Origin of the sequence: Mycobacterium persicum (genome assembly GCF_002086675.1) — a bacterium.
Taxonomy (GTDB): domain Bacteria; phylum Actinomycetota; class Actinomycetes; order Mycobacteriales; family Mycobacteriaceae; genus Mycobacterium; species Mycobacterium persicum.
The window spans coordinates 1-14,161 of record NZ_MVIF01000042.1; the positions used below are offsets into that span (position 1 = coordinate 1).

General features: G+C 64.6%; 17 protein-coding genes. 4 read left to right on the forward strand and 13 right to left on the reverse strand.

The annotated features are described in order from the left end of the window. Positions 1-140: 140 nt before the first annotated feature. Entirely contained in the window at positions 141-575 is a 435-nt protein-coding gene (locus tag BST40_RS14535; protein ID WP_075545393.1) for a type II toxin-antitoxin system VapC family toxin, read from the reverse strand. After that, positions 559-792, reverse strand: coding sequence for an AbrB/MazE/SpoVT family DNA-binding domain-containing protein (locus BST40_RS14540; protein ID WP_116526581.1), 234 nt, complete (start codon positions 790-792; stop codon positions 559-561). The genes BST40_RS14535 and BST40_RS14540 overlap by 17 nt, the downstream gene beginning before the upstream one ends. 102 nt (positions 793-894) lie before the next feature. Here BST40_RS14540 and wrbA point away from each other — a divergent pair, with 102 nt between their 5' ends. Both wrbA and BST40_RS14550 read left to right on the forward strand, forming a co-directional pair. Beyond that, the gene (gene wrbA, locus BST40_RS14545; RefSeq protein WP_075545394.1) at positions 895-1,503 is read left to right on the forward strand and encodes an NAD(P)H:quinone oxidoreductase; all 609 of its coding nucleotides are present in this window, start codon (positions 895-897) and stop codon (positions 1,501-1,503) included. 23 nt (positions 1,504-1,526) lie between these two features. Further along, positions 1,527-1,853, forward strand: a complete 327-nt coding sequence (locus tag BST40_RS14550; protein ID WP_075545395.1) for a hypothetical protein — start codon at positions 1,527-1,529, stop codon at positions 1,851-1,853. 210 nt (positions 1,854-2,063) lie between these two features. Here the strand turns inward: BST40_RS14550 and BST40_RS14555 are convergent, their stop codons facing one another. From BST40_RS14555 to BST40_RS14585, 7 genes are all read right to left on the reverse strand, one after another. Then, positions 2,064-2,465: a hypothetical protein gene (locus BST40_RS14555; protein ID WP_176357365.1), complete on the reverse strand. Its 402-nt coding sequence runs from the start codon at positions 2,463-2,465 to the stop codon at positions 2,064-2,066. 281 nt (positions 2,466-2,746) lie between these two features. Next, positions 2,747-3,088, reverse strand: coding sequence for a type II toxin-antitoxin system PemK/MazF family toxin (locus BST40_RS14560; RefSeq protein ID WP_075545877.1), 342 nt, complete (start codon positions 3,086-3,088; stop codon positions 2,747-2,749). Continuing rightward, positions 3,085-3,288: an antitoxin MazE-like protein gene (locus BST40_RS14565; protein ID WP_142276734.1), complete on the reverse strand. Its 204-nt coding sequence runs from the start codon at positions 3,286-3,288 to the stop codon at positions 3,085-3,087. The genes BST40_RS14560 and BST40_RS14565 overlap by 4 nt, the downstream gene beginning before the upstream one ends. 101 nt (positions 3,289-3,389) lie before the next feature. Next, positions 3,390-3,620: a hypothetical protein gene (locus BST40_RS14570; protein ID WP_075545876.1), complete on the reverse strand. Its 231-nt coding sequence runs from the start codon at positions 3,618-3,620 to the stop codon at positions 3,390-3,392. 634 nt (positions 3,621-4,254) lie between these two features. Further along, positions 4,255-5,256, reverse strand: a complete 1,002-nt coding sequence (gene ilvC / locus BST40_RS14575; protein WP_089025153.1) for a ketol-acid reductoisomerase — start codon at positions 5,254-5,256, stop codon at positions 4,255-4,257. 33 nt (positions 5,257-5,289) lie between these two features. Continuing rightward, positions 5,290-5,805, reverse strand: coding sequence for an acetolactate synthase small subunit (ilvN, locus tag BST40_RS14580; protein ID WP_075545874.1), 516 nt, complete (start codon positions 5,803-5,805; stop codon positions 5,290-5,292). Continuing rightward, complete coding sequence (locus tag BST40_RS14585; RefSeq protein WP_075545873.1) at positions 5,805-7,649, reverse strand: acetolactate synthase large subunit; 1,845 nt, start codon at positions 7,647-7,649, stop codon at positions 5,805-5,807. Before BST40_RS14585 ends, ilvN begins: the two co-directional genes overlap by 1 nt. Positions 7,650-7,950: 301 nt before the next feature. On the opposite strand from BST40_RS14585, the gene BST40_RS14590 reads away from it, so the two are divergent. Then, entirely contained in the window at positions 7,951-8,328 is a 378-nt protein-coding gene (locus tag BST40_RS14590; RefSeq protein WP_075545872.1) for a PH domain-containing protein, read from the forward strand. A gap of 6 nt (positions 8,329-8,334) precedes the next feature. Here BST40_RS14590 and BST40_RS14595 read toward each other — a convergent pair whose 3' ends face one another. Beyond that, positions 8,335-9,180 (reverse strand): DoxX family protein, encoded by an 846-nt coding sequence (locus BST40_RS14595; protein WP_075545871.1) that lies wholly within the window; start codon positions 9,178-9,180, stop codon positions 8,335-8,337. 198 nt (positions 9,181-9,378) lie between these two features. On the opposite strand from BST40_RS14595, the gene BST40_RS14600 reads away from it, so the two are divergent. Beyond that, the gene (locus tag BST40_RS14600) at positions 9,379-10,500 is read left to right on the forward strand and encodes a PQQ-dependent sugar dehydrogenase (RefSeq protein ID WP_082275273.1); all 1,122 of its coding nucleotides are present in this window, start codon (positions 9,379-9,381) and stop codon (positions 10,498-10,500) included. A gap of 159 nt (positions 10,501-10,659) precedes the next feature. On the opposite strand, the gene BST40_RS14605 is transcribed toward BST40_RS14600, so the two are convergent. Genes BST40_RS14605 through BST40_RS14615 form a run of 3 tightly spaced genes read right to left on the reverse strand, consistent with a single transcriptional unit; the run spans position 10,660 to position 13,776 of the window. After that, complete coding sequence (locus BST40_RS14605; RefSeq protein ID WP_075545870.1) at positions 10,660-11,256, reverse strand: flavin reductase family protein; 597 nt, start codon at positions 11,254-11,256, stop codon at positions 10,660-10,662. Between the two features lie 39 nt (positions 11,257-11,295). Continuing rightward, on the reverse strand, positions 11,296-12,816 hold the full coding sequence (gene gatB, locus BST40_RS14610) for an Asp-tRNA(Asn)/Glu-tRNA(Gln) amidotransferase subunit GatB (protein ID WP_083154575.1): 1,521 nt from the start codon (positions 12,814-12,816) through the stop codon (positions 11,296-11,298). Positions 12,817-12,867: 51 nt separating this feature from the next. Next, on the reverse strand, positions 12,868-13,776 hold the full coding sequence (locus tag BST40_RS14615; RefSeq protein WP_240316608.1) for a MinD/ParA family ATP-binding protein: 909 nt from the start codon (positions 13,774-13,776) through the stop codon (positions 12,868-12,870). Positions 13,777-14,161 lie beyond the last annotated feature (385 nt).

A 14,161-nucleotide genomic window follows, 5' to 3' on the forward strand; every position in this document is an offset into this window, starting at 1 on the left:
TCAGACCCAAAACACCCAAAACCATCAAAACCCCACGTCAAAGCCCAAATCACCTATCCAGACGGTCGCAACTTCGGGCTAGGAACGCCGTGACTATCGCCGGCGCACCGCTTGCCGCTCGTCGACCGCCGGGTCAGGTGTCACCGCGAAATCGGTGACAACAGTTCATAGTTGACGCCCAGAACGCGATATGTCAGTTCGGCCCGGCGGTCGCAAGTTATCAGTGGCAGCTTGTGCTTGCGCGCGGCAGCGCCGACCAGACCGTCGTAAACCGCGCCGCCGGCCAAGCCCAGTTCGGCAAACTCTCGCAACAGGTCTTTTGTATCCGTCGCCGACAGGAAGCGGGACTCCGGAAAATTCGTCTCCGCTAGGCGCAGTGCCGCTGCAGATTTGAGGCGGTGTGGCGGCGGCAACCGGGTGAGGACCGATAGCAGCTCCACCGCGGCATGCCCCGACATTCCACGCCGACATGCCAGGAGCCGCGCTCGGGAGGCCAGATGAAACGGATTCTCACGCTGCGCCAGCGCAAGCGCTGCGCTGGTGTCGACCAGGACGTGTTCAGCGTTGGTCGGCAAGGCGCAACTTTCTGACCGCCTCGGCGTCGATCTCTGGCCCACCACTGGGCAGCAGCAGAAGTCCGTCCTCTTCGACGAGGTCGTCGGTCGCCACGCTTTCGATCCGGATCGCAGCACCGTCGACGAAAATTTCCACCTCACCAGAGGTAATGCCCGCCTGTTCACGAAGCGACTTCGGAATTACCAAGCGTCCGGCGTTATCGATGGTAGTACGCATCCCATTAGGATGCCATCATTTTGGTAGTGAAGCGATGCGTGGCCTCGATCGCCAAGTCATCGCGGCCGGCGGCGTTACCGTACGGGGACATACGCTGACCCCATGACGAAACTCGCAGTCATCTACTACTCAGCTACCGGCCATGGAACGACGATGGCCACACGGGTCGCCGCGGCGGGCGAGGCCTCCGGCGCCGAAGTCCGCATTCGCCACGTGACCGAGACCCGCGACCCTACCTCGTTTGCGCACAACCCGGCCTGGACGGCGAATTACGAAGCAACGAAAGGTCTTCCGGCCGCCACCGGTGACGACATCGTGTGGGCCGACGCGGTGATCTTCGGCTCCCCCACCCGCTTCGGTTCGGTCGCCTCCCAGCTGCGTGATTTCCTGGACGGACTCGGTGGTCTGTGGGCTGAGGGCAAGCTCGCCGACAAGGTGTATGCGGGCTTCACCTCGTCTAACACCCTGCACGGCGGTCAGGAGAGCACGCTGCTGACCCTGTATGTCACGCTGATGCATTTCGGCGGCATCATCGTGGCACCCGGATACACTCACCCGCTGAAGTTCGTCGACGGCAATCCCTATGGGGCAAGCCTGGTCTCGACTCACGACAATATCAACGAGTTCGACGGGGCGACCGGTGACGCGTTGGAGCACCTGGCGCGCCGGGTAGTCCAGGTCGCCGACCGGCTCACGTCGTTGGGCTCCTGATCATCGCCCCTCAGGAAGCAGTGATGCGCGAAAGCGAATTGATCGGCACAGCGCGGTTAATCGGATCCGTGCCGAACACCGTGGCACCGGTGTTCGGCACAGGCGACATTGAGCTGTACGAAGTGGACCCGCCGCTGTGCGGTTTCCGAGTAATCGCGGCCTCACAAACGCTTTGGGCGATCCGTATTCATACGCCGCCGACGCCACCCGAGGATCCGGTCTCGACGGCGCTGTACGGGGTGACCGGTGGCGAGGGCCTGAACATCCTCGCGGAGCAAAACCTACCGGGAAGTGCCGATGGCAGATCACCAGCCCGAGCTCTCGCCGGGATCGGATACCGGGTGTTGTGATCGCCGACTTACCGGACGTGGACTCAGGACGAAAGATGGGCCGCGCGAATTTGGTCTCGACCCACCAGACAGCAAGGAATTCGACAACGCGACCAGCGACCCACTTGTCCTGTCGTAAACATCGACCCACTCCGGCGCAGTGCCCGAATTCGGCGGCCCCATCCCGCCCACGCCGGCGCTGTAAGGCATATGGCGCTTATCGCCAGGTTTTCACTTAGTCTTAGTTGACGAATCTAACGGCGCCGCCGGCGGGGAGTCCTTGGCGCCACCCGCAAGTGCTTGGTACCCGGCCGCGGTTTGCCGCAAGGTCGCCGACGCAGCCCGGTACTGGGTCTCAGTCGTTTGCAGCTGGCCCTGCATCGCTGAAAGGTGTTGATCCATCGCCGCCATGATCAGATGCGCCCCCGCCGGTGAGCAGCCCAACGCCGCAGTCGAAGCCGCCACCGCGCGGGCCTGATCCCGGATCACCCCCGAAGCCAGCCGGCCCTGCGCGGCGGCTTCCCGCAGCTCCTCGTCCAGACCCGCAGCACCCGCACGGGCCTGCTGATACGAGCCCGCCGCCCTCGTCACACCCGCCTGCAACCCGCCGACAGCTTCAGGTGACCCCGGCACCGACCCACCACCCGAGGCCGGCAACGACTCACCCGCGCCACCAGCCGGATACAGCTCATGCGCACGCGACAAAATGCGGTCCACCCGCCACAAACGCCGCAATACTCACCCAATGAACTAACCCGACCAACCCAGGCCGGGCCACACCCAAAGCACGGTAAGGCGCCACCGGGTCGTCAGCGATGCCCCAGCTGGCCCAGGTCGTAGCGCAGCTCCTTGTCGCCGACCGATGACGACCAGCTCCGCTTGCGCGCCGGGGGCGTGGATGTAGCTCGCGAGCGTCATCCTCCGAAGCCAAGGTAGGCGGTGACGACTTCGCGTACTTTTGCGAGCACGGTTGGGGTTACGTATCCACATCGTTGTTGCAAATTGCGTCGGAGGACTGTGACGATCGTGTCTGCCTGGATCATGGACGGTTCGGTGAGTCCCGTCTGTTGGCTTGCCGGGATGGGGATGCGAGTAAATCCCTCGGTGTGGTCTGTCGTTATTAGCAGTACCGTCACGAAGTCGAAGTCGGAGAAGACGTCACTTGTGATAATGAGTGCGGGCCGCGGTTTGGTGGTCAGCTTGCCGCCGCCTCCGGCGAGCGTCCAGAGGTCACCCCGTTTTGGCTCGACCTTCATTGCTCGGTGATCCTCTCGGCTTGGATGTCGTCAAGGAACTTCGCCGCGTCTTCGCGCTGGTCGGCCTCATTTAGCGCCGCTGCCTCATTGTGAATTCGCTGGATGAATTCAGGGCTGGTGACATCCGGCACCCAGTACCGGACCTCCTTGTATCCGCGCTGCCTCATCCGCGCCCGGTGCTCTGCTACTCGGTTCCTCACACCACGATGTTACACGTAACACTACTGCGTTGCGCGTAACAACTGCGCACAGGAAGGCCGGCCGTCAGCCAAATCATCTGATGTCGAACGGGTTTCGCTCATTAATGGACTGGTAGCCTCAGCGGTGCCCGTATGCCGGCGACCCACGCGGCGTACACCACATTGAGAAGGTCGGCGCCGTGGCGCTCCCAGCACAGCAGCACCTCCAACTGCCGACACCCCACGAATTCCCTTGTGCAGCTGATCGTTTGGTTGGGATTCTCCGGCCCGCTCAACCCCGGCCGCTGACATGCCATCATCACCAGCGCGTCCTCGTGTTCCTCCCCGAGCACTGCCCACTCCTGGGCAGTCCGGCCAACGTTGGGCCACCAACGCCTGCGCAACCGACTGCACAGCCGGCGACAAACCCTTCCCCCGCAACGCCAAACGCCAACTGGCAGAACAACTCACGGCAGTAATCACGCACCACCGATTCATCCGATCCCACCAAATCTGAATACAGCGCCGCATCCACGGCCTGCAGACGGTGCGCCCGTGCCGTCGACAACGTCGCCGCCGCGTTATCAGGCCGTCATTCGGTTTCACACCGGTCGCTACTTCCGGCACCGGCTGCTCGGCTAAATACTCAGACGGCATCGGCCACGACGTCGCCACGGCGCTCACCGTATCCCCGAACTCCCGGGCCGCCCGCACCGCCTTAGCGGCCGGATTCACCCACCCGAACCAACGGGCATCAAACTCCTCACTATGCCCGCCAGCCACCGACATCGTCTTACGCAGAAACACCCCGGCGGAATGTAGGCAGCACCATCATTAGTCGCCACCCAATACGTTAATGCGGGGGCCGGCCGGGCCGCCTCCGGCGTTCGGGTGGTCCAGACCGCCGACCGCCTGCGCCGACACTGAACCTACGCACGCGACACGCCGACGCGCGTGTGCGCAGATTCAGTCTCGACGCGCCGAAAGCTACGCCGTCTCGGTGATCGGCCGGTCCACCCAGCTCATCAGGTCGCGCAGTTTTTTGCCGGTGACCTCGATGGGATGCTCAGCATTCTCCTTGCGCAGCTGCTCGAGCTCCTTGTTGCCGCCCTCGACGTTGGCGACCAGCTTCTTGACGAAGGTGCCGTCCTGGATCTCGCGCAGGATCTCGCGCATCCGCTCCTTGGTGCTCGCGTCGATGACGCGCGGGCCCGACAGGTAGCCGCCGAATTCCGCGGTGTCGGACACCGAGTAGTTCATCCGCGCGATCCCGCCTTCATACATCAGGTCGACGATCAGCTTGAGCTCGTGCAGCACCTCGAAGTACGCCATTTCCGGCGGGTAGCCCGCCTCGACCATCACGTCGAACCCGGCCTTCACCAATTCCTCAGTGCCGCCACACAATACGGCCTGTTCACCGAACAGGTCGGTCTCGGTCTCGTCCTTGAAGGTGGTCTTGATGACGCCGGCGCGGGTGCCGCCGATGGCCTTGGCGTAGGACAGCGCCAGCGCCTCACCGTTTCCGGTCGGGTCCTGGTCGACGGCGATCAGGCAGGGCACACCCTTGCCGTCGACGAATTGGCGGCGCACCAGGTGGCCCGGGCCCTTAGGGGCGACCATCGCGACGGTGACGTCGGCGGGCGGCTTGATCAGGTTGAAGTGAATGTTGAGGCCGTGGCCGAAGAACAACGCGTCGCCGGGCTTCACGTTGGGCTCGATGTCGGCTGCGAAGATCTCCGCCTGGGCGGTGTCGGGGGCCAACAGCATGATCACATCGGCCCACTTGGCAACCTCGGCCGGTATGTCGACCTCCAGGCCTTGCTCTTCGACCTTGGCCCGCGACTTAGAGCCCTCCTTCAGCCCGACGCGCACTTGCACGCCAGAGTCGCGCAGGCTCAACGAGTGCGCATGGCCTTGGCTGCCATAGCCGATGACGCCGACCTTGCGGCCCTGGATGATCGACAGGTCTGCGTCGTCGTCGTAGAACATCTCTAATGCCACTGTTGCGTTTCTCCTTGTTGGTTATTTAACAGTGCCGATACACCGCGGGCCGCGGGACAACGACACCATTCCGGATTGAGCGATTTCGCGGATACCGAAGGGCTCCAATACTCGCAGCAGCGCCTCAAGCTTGCCGCGGTTACCGGTGGCCTCCACGGTCAGGGATTCCGGCGATACGTCAATCACGTTGGCGCGGAAGAGGTTTACCGCTTCGATCACTTGGCTGCGGGTACCGGCGTCGGCACGGACCTTGATCAGCGCCAATTCCCGGGACACCGAATGATCCTCGTCCTGTTCGATGATCTTGATGACGTTGATCAGCTTGTTCAGCTGCTTGGTGACCTGTTCGAGTGGGGTCTCCTCGCAGGCGACCACGATGGTCATCCGCGACATGTCCTTCTGCTCGGTCGCGCCCACCGCCAGCGATTCGATGTTGAAACCGCGCCGGGAGAACAGCGCCGCGACGCGCGCCAGCACGCCGGGTTTGTCTTCGACCAGGACCGAGAGCGTGTGCGTCTTAGGCGACCCGTTCACCATTAGGCGTGCCCTTCACTTTCGTCGTCGAACAGCGGACGGATGCCGCGGGCGGCCTGGATCTCGTCGTTGCTGGTGCCCGCGGCCACCATCGGCCACACCTGTGCGTCGGCGCCCACGATGAAGTCGATCACCACCGGGCAGTCGTTGATCGCCCGAGCCTGGTTGATCACGTCGACAACGTCTTCCTCACGCTCGCAACGCAATCCGACGCAACCCAAGGCCTCGGCCAGCTTGACGAAGTCGGGGATGCGGTGCGAGTGGGTGGCCAGGTCGGTCTGGGAGTAGCGCTCCTCGTAGAACAGGCTCTGCCACTGCCGCACCATGCCCAGGTTGCCGTTGTTGATCAACGCCACCTTGATCGGTATGCCCTCGATCGCGCAGGTGGCCAGTTCCTGGTTGGTCATCTGGAAGCAGCCGTCGCCGTCGATCGCCCACACCTCGGTGTCGGGCAACGCCATCTTGGCTCCCATGGCCGCCGGGATGGCGAACCCCATGGTGCCCAGCCCGCCGGAGTTCAGCCAGGTCCGCGGCTTTTCGTACTTGATGAACTGCGCCGCCCACATCTGGTGCTGGCCGACGCCGGCGACATAGACGGCGTCCGGGCCGGCGATCTCGCCCAGCTTCTCGATCACGTACTCCGGACTGAGGCTGCCATCGCTTTGCGGTCCGTAGCTCAGCGGATAGGTCTTTCGAACCCCGTCGAGATACGCCCACCAATCGCTTAGCTCGAGGGTCCCGGGAATGTCATAGTGGCGCAGCATCGCGATCAGCTCGGCGATGACGGCCTTGACGCAGGCCACGATGGGGACATCGGCGTGCCGGTTCTTGCCGATCTCGGCCGGGTCGATGTCGGCATGGATGACCTTGGCCTCCGGGGCGAAGGAGTCGAGCTTTCCGGTGACCCGGTCGTCGAAACGGGTGCCCAGCGCGATCAGCAGGTCGCTACGCTGCAGTGCTGCCACGGCGGCCACCGTGCCGTGCATGCCCGGCATGCCCAGGTTCTGCCGATGGCTGTCCGGAAACGCTCCGCGGGCCATCAGTGTGGTGACCACCGGGATGCCGGTCAGCTCGGCCAGTTCGCGGAGCTGCTCGGTCGCCTCGCCGCGGATGACACCGCCGCCGACATACAGCACCGGCTTACGCGCGGCGGCGATCAGCTTGGCGGCCGCGCGGATCTGGCGGTTGTGCGGTTTGGTGTTGGGCTTATAGCCGGGCAGATCCATCCGCGGCGGCCAGCTGAACGTGCACTGGCCCTGCAGCACGTCCTTGGGGATGTCGACGAGCACGGCTCCGGGACGACCAGATGCCGCGATGTGGAATGCCTCGGCGATCACCCGGGGAATTTCGTCGCCGGTGCGGACCAGGAAGTTGTGCTTGGTGATCGGCATGGTGATGCCGGAGATGTCGGCCTCCTGGAAGGCGTCGGTGCCGATCAGCCCGCGGCCGACCTGACCGGTGATGGCGACCACCGGGATCGAGTCCATCTGCGCGTCGGCCAGCGGCGTCACCAGGTTGGTCGCACCCGGGCCCGACGTCGCCATGCACACCCCGACCCGGCCAGTGGCGTGCGCGTAGCCGCTGGCGGCGTGGCCCGCGCCCTGCTCGTGGCGGACCAGCACATGGCGCAGCTTCTGGGAGTCGAACAGCGGGTCATACACCGGCAGGACGGCGCCGCCCGGAATCCCGAAGATGACGTCGACGTCGAGTTCCTCCAGGGCCCGGATGACCGCCTGCGCCCCGGTAAGTTGCTGCGGCGCAACATGTCTGGGTTGGGGCACCGACGGTTTGGCGCCGTTTTCCCCGCCTTGCGATGTCGGTGAGTGTGGCTTCGCTGGTGCGCTCACTGTCGTGTTAATCCTTTATTGCGGTGGCGGTCTCGTTGGTGGGCAAGAAAAAACCCCCGCCAGCTCAGCTGCTGCACGAGGGTTGCGCGTTGGTGCTCGGTCGACCTAGTCAGGCACCAACGCGCCGACCAAGTACTACAAGCATTGTGGGGAGCATTCCGGGCTCTCCGGCGGTGTCCATAGCGTCTGACGGTAGCCTTCGCACAGCTCAACCGTCAAATCCGGTGCCATAACACGCCCGCATGGGCGGGCGGGACCGCGCGGCCGCGGCACAGCGCGCGCACGGTGGAATGATACGAGGGTGGTTACTGGCTCACCGGTGGTGATCAAGGTGTCACCGATCGCGCACCTGGCCGTGGGATTTGCGACCCTGGGACTACTCATACCCGTGCTGGCGTGGCCGCCGAGTGCGCTGCTGCTGCTCATCCCGGTGTTGTTGTCGGCATTGATCGTCAGGCTGCGCACCGTCGCCGACGACGACGGGGTGACGGTGCGGACGCTGCTGGGTAGCAGGACAGTGCGCTGGGACGACATCGACGGCCTGCGGTTCCACCGGGGTTCGTGGGCGCGGGCCCGACTCAAGGACGGTACCGACCTGCGATTGCCCGCGGTCACGTTCTCGACCCTGCCGCAATTGACCGAGGCCAGCTCGGGGCGGGTTCCCAACCCCTACCGGTAAGGATGCTCAGGCCAGCGGGTTCACCCCGTTGAGGAACACCCACACGGCGATCCCGGCGGCAATGCCGGCCAGTAACGCCACGAATGACCCGATGAAGGGGCGTTGTGCCCAGCCGCGGCCCGCGTCGAGGCCGTAGCGGCCGGGGCCGCTCAAGATGACCGCAACAGCCATCACCACCAGCGAGATCTGGTATTCGTTCCCGTCGGGCAGGAAGTAGGTGAAGTGCGACTGCGGCCGGGCCGAGACCATCGCGAGCAAACCATTGATCAGGAACGCCAGTGCTCCCGCCGCCGCTAGCGGGGTGAACAGGCCCAGCACCAACAGCACTCCGGCGACGATCTCGCCGCCGGCACCCACATAGGCGAGGATGTCGGCGTGCTGATAGCCGACGTCGGACAGTGAGTTCTTGAATCCGGTGACCCCGGAGCCACCCCACCAGCCGAACAGCTTCTGCAATCCGTGGGCGATCAGGACCGCGCCCAGCCCGACGCGCAACACCAGCAGACCCAGATGCTGCGTGCCGCGCCGGCCGGCGGCGCGTACTCGCTCGTCGTCCTCGTCGATGTCGATCGCGGGTGCTGATGTCATCGGCCGCACGGGCGGCTGCGGCTGGGCGTATGGAAGTGGCTCCTGCGCCTCGACCAGGTGGTATCCCGAGTTGACGACACCGGAATTGGCGGGGTCATAGGGCGGGATGACCGTGGTGGTACCGGTATTTCCAAAGTCGCCCGAGTAGCTGCCGGGGCTCAAATCGTCTTCGGGGTCGACCAGGCTTGCCGAAACGGGGCGTCCCGCGGTTGGCCCCGGGGAACCGTCCGGCCGCTGCCAATGTGAATCATTCGAACTGGTCACTCGTGCCAGGGTAAGGGCATTTAGTCCTGAATTTGGGATTTGAGCGGCGCTTTCGCCTGTTGAGTCGGCAGTTCGTGCGCCGTGAGCCCCGCCGCAGGCCCCAAATCGGGCTCCGGCAGACCACCCATGGTTGATTGAGCCTGCGATGCGGCGGTGGCAGGTGGCGGGGGCGCAGCCAAAGTCCGTAGCCTGTCGGTCATGCGGATACGGCGGTCGGTTCGGTGCGCACTCACCGCGTTGTGTGCGGTGATGCTGGTCGCGAGCGGCTGCGCGCGGTTCAACGATGCCCAGTCGCAGCCTTTCACCACGGATCCCGAACTTCGGCCTCAGCCCAGCTCTACGCCTCCCCCGCCGCCGCCGCTGCCTCCCACGCCATTCCCGAAGGCATGTCCGGCGCCAGGCGTCATGCAGGGCTGTCTGGAGAGCACCAGCGGCCTGATCATGGGGATCGACAGCAAGACCGCCCTGGTCGCCGAACGCATCACCGGCGCCGTCAAGGAAATCTCGATCAGCGCCGAGCCCAAGGTGAAGATGGTCATCCCGGTCGACCCGGCCGGTGACGGCGGCTTGATGGATATCGTGCTGTCGCCCACATACTCGCAGGACCGGCTGATGTATGCCTATATCAGCACGCCTAGCGACAATCGCGTCATCCGGATAGCCGACGGCGACGTCCCGAAGGACATCCTGACCGGCATCCCCAAAGGTGCTACCGGTAACACCGGGGCGCTGATTTTCACCAGTCCCACCACGCTCGTTGTCATGACCGGCGATGCGGGCAACCCGGCGTTGGCCGCCGATCCCAGTTCGTTGGCCGGCAAGGTGCTGCGCATCGAACAGCCCACGACCATCGGGCAGGCGCCGCCGACTACGGCGCTGACCGGGATCGGCTCGGGCGGCGGCATGTGCATCGATCCCGTCGACGGCTCGCTCTACGTCGTCGATCGCACGCCCGGGGCCGACCGGCTACAGCGGATCACCAAGAAGTCGGAGGTCTCGACGGTGTGGACCTGGCCGGACAAGCCCGGTGTGGCCGGGTGTGCGGCCATGGACGGCACCGTGCTGGTCAACCTGATCAATACCAAGCTGACGGTCGCGGTCCGGCTCGCGCCGTCGACCGGCGCGGTGACGGGCGAACCCGATGTGGTCCGTAAGGACACCCACGCACATGCCTGGGCCCTGCGAATGTCGCCGGACGGCAACGTCTGGGGTGCGACGGTCAACAAGACCGCCGGTGACGCGGAGAAGCTCGACGATGTGGTGTTTCCGTTGTTCCCGCAGGGCGGCGGATTCCCACGCAACAACGACGACAAGACCTAGCCCGGTCGGCACAAACTCACGCCTGTCACAGCAACCACACGAGCCTCCAGGAGCCTCTGACGGTGCTGGTGCGCGTCGCACCCGACTATCAGCGACAAATCCCTACCGCCGCAACGTGGCGCGCGACGGCGCTGATGTGATGATGCGCTCAGCAGGTGCTCATGGCACGTCGAGGGTGAACCGCACGCCGTACCGGCGGGACACCTCGGTGGGTCCATAGAACCGCCCTGTGGGTTCCTCGTGGCCGGGGTCGAGGTCGTCGATGTCGGAGAGGTAAAGCAGTTCGTCGGAGCACTCGGGAGCCCAGACGCTCACCGGCTCCAGCAGGTAGCACACGTGGTCTCCGACATCGCTGCGACTCACTGTCCTGCCGACGAACCACGCCACCGCGTCATCGAGAATCGGCATCCCAAACGGGCCGGCGCGCCATGAGCAGCGAGCGAATTTGTCGGTGTCGTCCGCCGTTTGAGTGGCGAACAGTTCGGCCAGTGCTCGATGGTGCTGCGCCAACAAATGCACCGCCACATGGTCAGATCGGCCGGCTACCTCGGCGGTGCGATTACTCCTGGGCATGCCGATCATGAAACTCGGCGGCTGCACGCTCGTTTGCGTGGCGAAGCCGACCAGACAACCCGACGGATGACCATCGGCCTGGGTTGTCACCACGAATACCGGGGAATCCAGCATCGTCATCAGGTCGTCGAACGATTCATCGATCACCCCAACATCATGAATCGCGGCGACCTCTTTCGACACCTTTCGTAGCGAACTCGTAGAGACCAGTCAGCGAACCGGCTAACCCTGACCGCAGGCCGCCAACACCAACTCGCGCACCCGGGCCGCGTCGGCCTGCCCGCGGGTGGCCTTCATCACCGCGCCGACGATCGCTCCCGCCGCAGCCACCTTGCCGCCCCGAATCTTTTCGGCCACATCGGGATTGGCGGCCAGCGCCTGGTCAACAGCGGCCTGGGTCACCGAGTCGTCTCGGACCAGCTCCAAGCCTCGGGCGGTCATCACCTGCTCGGGTTCGCCTTCGCCGGCCAGCACACCTTCGACGACCTCGCGGGCGAGCTTGTTGGACAGCTTGCCGTCCTCGACCAACCGCACGACGGCCGCGACCTGGGCAGGCGTGATGGCCAGTTCGTCCAGCCCGATACCGGCCTCATTGGCCTTCTGCACCAGGAAGTTCCCCCACCACGAGCGCGCCTCCTTGCTGGAGGCTCCGTGCTTGACGGTCTCAGCGACCAATTCGACCGCGCCGGCGTTCACCAAATCCCGCATCACCTCGTCGGAAATGCCCCATTCCTGCTGAATTCGCTTGCGGCTCAGCCACGGTAACTCAGGAATGGTGTGGCGCAGTTGCTCGACCAGCTCACGGCTGGGTGCGACCGGCTCCAGATCGGGCTCAGGAAAATACCGATAGTCCTCTGCGGTCTCCTTGGTACGGCCGGGGCTGGTGTAGCCGGCCTCGTGGAAGTGCCTGGTCTCTTGGGTGATCTGGCCGCCGGCCACCAAGATCGCGGCCTGACGCTGCATCTCGTAGCGCACCGCGACCTCGACGCTCTTGAGCGAGTTGACGTTCTTTGTTTCCGTTCGAGTACCGAATTCCGTTGTACCCCTAGGCTTTAGCGACACATTGGCGTCGCAGCGCATCGATCCCTGGTCCATCCGCACGTCGGATACGTCCAGTGCCCGCAACAAGTCTCGCAACGCGGTCACATAGCCGCGGGCGACGTGCGGCGAACGTGCTCCGGCTCCCTCGATGGGTTTGGTCACGATCTCGATCAGCGGCACACCGGCGCGGTTGTAGTCGATGAGCGACGTCGTCGCCCCGTGGATGCGGCCCGTCTGGCTGCCGATGTGGGTCAGCTTGCCGGTGTCTTCCTCCATGTGAGCGCGCTCGATCTCGTCCCGCCAGGTGGTGCCGTCTTCCAGCGGCGCTTCGAGGTAACCGTTGATGGCGATCGGCTCGTCATACTGCGAAATCTGGTAATTCTTCGGCATGTCCGGGTAGAAGTAGTTTTTCCGGGCGAAGCGGCACCAGGGAACGATCTCGCAGTTCAGCGCCAAGCCGATACGGATCGCCGACTCGACCGCGGCCCGGTTGAGCACGGGCAACGAACCGGGCAGCCCCAGGCACACCGGACATACCTGGGTATTCGGCTCTGCACCGAACGCCGTCGCGCAGCCGCAGAACATCTTGGTCGCGGTGGACAGCTCAACGTGAACTTCCAGTCCGAGAACCGGATCGAAGCGGGCGACGACGTCGTCGAAGTCCAGCAGGTCGGCCCCTGAAGCCCGGGCGGCAGCAGTCATGGGCTCGATCCTAGTGCCGACCGGGAACCCCCCGGAGCCGGACATCTGCCACTACACCCGCTTTGGGACCCGCTTTGGGAACATGTCCGCCAACGCGGCCGCCAGCTCGAGGTAGGCGCGCCGGCTTTCCTTGCTCAACCGGTCCAGACCGATTTCTTTGCCCGCATGGATGTGCCGATCGAACGGCAGGACCACGGTGGCCGCCACGTCGGCCGACAACTGCTCGAGTTCCTTACCGGCCACAGTGCTCGGCCGGCCCGGTTCGGTGTGGTTGATCGCTAACACCGCCGTCGCGAGCATCGTGTGATACCCGTTGTTACGCAACCATTCCAACGTGATTCTGGTCTTTCGTATCGCGTCGATGGAAGTGCTGGTAACGACCACCAGGGCCTGCGATTCCGGCAACACCGCTTCCATTGCGCTGGACTCGAGCGCCTTGACGCAGTCCACGAGTACCACCGAGTAGTGCTTGCGCAGAATGGAAAACACTTTGACGACGTCGCTGCGCTCCACTCGCCAATTGCTCTTCGCATATTCGGGCAGGCCGAGCACTTCCAGCCCGCAGCTGTTCATATAGGTATGCGCCCGCACATCCGGATATCTGGTGACCGAATCGTCCATGAGCAGGTCCACCATATTCAGCCGGCTGCGACGGCCATGCCGATCGGACAAATCGCCGCCGTCGATGTCGACGGCAACCACCCGGTCGTTGCGCACCTGCGCGAAAGTCGAGCCGAGTGCCTCGACCACGGCGGTCTTGCCGACCCCGCCTTTGAGGTTGAGCACCGCAATGGGAAACGCGCTGCCGACCGGGGCGCGGACGCGGTCGCGCAGCTCACGTTCGTAAGCCGGGCCTTTGCCGGGGCCGAAGTCTCCGCGGCTGATGCGCCAGATCAGGTCTCGCCAGCTGAAACCGCTCGTGTCGTCGGTGTGCTGCTCGTCAAGAACGTCAAGTGCCATCCCACCGGGGGCCCGCTCACGAGGAGGCGGCGGGGCGATCGGTGTCGCTGCGGGGGTCCGAGCCGTCGACCAGGGCGCAGACGAACGGTAGGCAGGGGCTTGGCGGCGGTAGACCCGCGGGTCCGTGGTGGACGCCCACTCGGCCGGAGGGCGGCGGCAGGGCGGGGCGGTGTGCCAATTCGGCGCCGATCGCGGCGTCGGTGGGGTGGCCTGAGGCAGGTCTCCGCGAGCGGGATCGCGGTTGCTCATACCCCACGGTATAGCCGGGCTGATTTGCCCGAAAACCGTAAATAAGGGGGATCCTGGAAATGCAAGCAGCAGTCAAGCAAGAATTATCCTGGCGTTCAGCCCGCGCTACCGGATGTTCGACGAATTTCGAGCGATC

Excerpts from the sequence above, each read along its gene's own strand:
- BST40_RS14540 (WP_116526581.1), bottom strand. The coding sequence starts at position 792 with ATGCGTACTACCATCGATAACGCCGGACGCTTGGTAATTCCGAAGTCG.
- wrbA (WP_075545394.1), top strand. The coding sequence starts at position 895 with ATGACGAAACTCGCAGTCATCTACTACTCAGCTACCGGCCATGGAACG.
- BST40_RS14550 (WP_075545395.1), top strand. The coding sequence starts at position 1,527 with ATGCGCGAAAGCGAATTGATCGGCACAGCGCGGTTAATCGGATCCGTG.
- BST40_RS14560 (WP_075545877.1), bottom strand. The coding sequence starts at position 3,088 with ATGAAGGTCGAGCCAAAACGGGGTGACCTCTGGACGCTCGCCGGAGGC.
- ilvC (WP_089025153.1), bottom strand. The coding sequence starts at position 5,256 with ATGTTCTACGACGACGACGCAGACCTGTCGATCATCCAGGGCCGCAAG.
- ilvN (WP_075545874.1), bottom strand. The coding sequence starts at position 5,805 with ATGGTGAACGGGTCGCCTAAGACGCACACGCTCTCGGTCCTGGTCGAA.
- BST40_RS14600 (WP_082275273.1), top strand. The coding sequence starts at position 9,379 with ATGCGGATACGGCGGTCGGTTCGGTGCGCACTCACCGCGTTGTGTGCG.
- gatB (WP_083154575.1), bottom strand. The coding sequence starts at position 12,816 with ATGACTGCTGCCGCCCGGGCTTCAGGGGCCGACCTGCTGGACTTCGAC.
- BST40_RS14615 (WP_240316608.1), bottom strand. The coding sequence starts at position 13,776 with ATGGCACTTGACGTTCTTGACGAGCAGCACACCGACGACACGAGCGGT.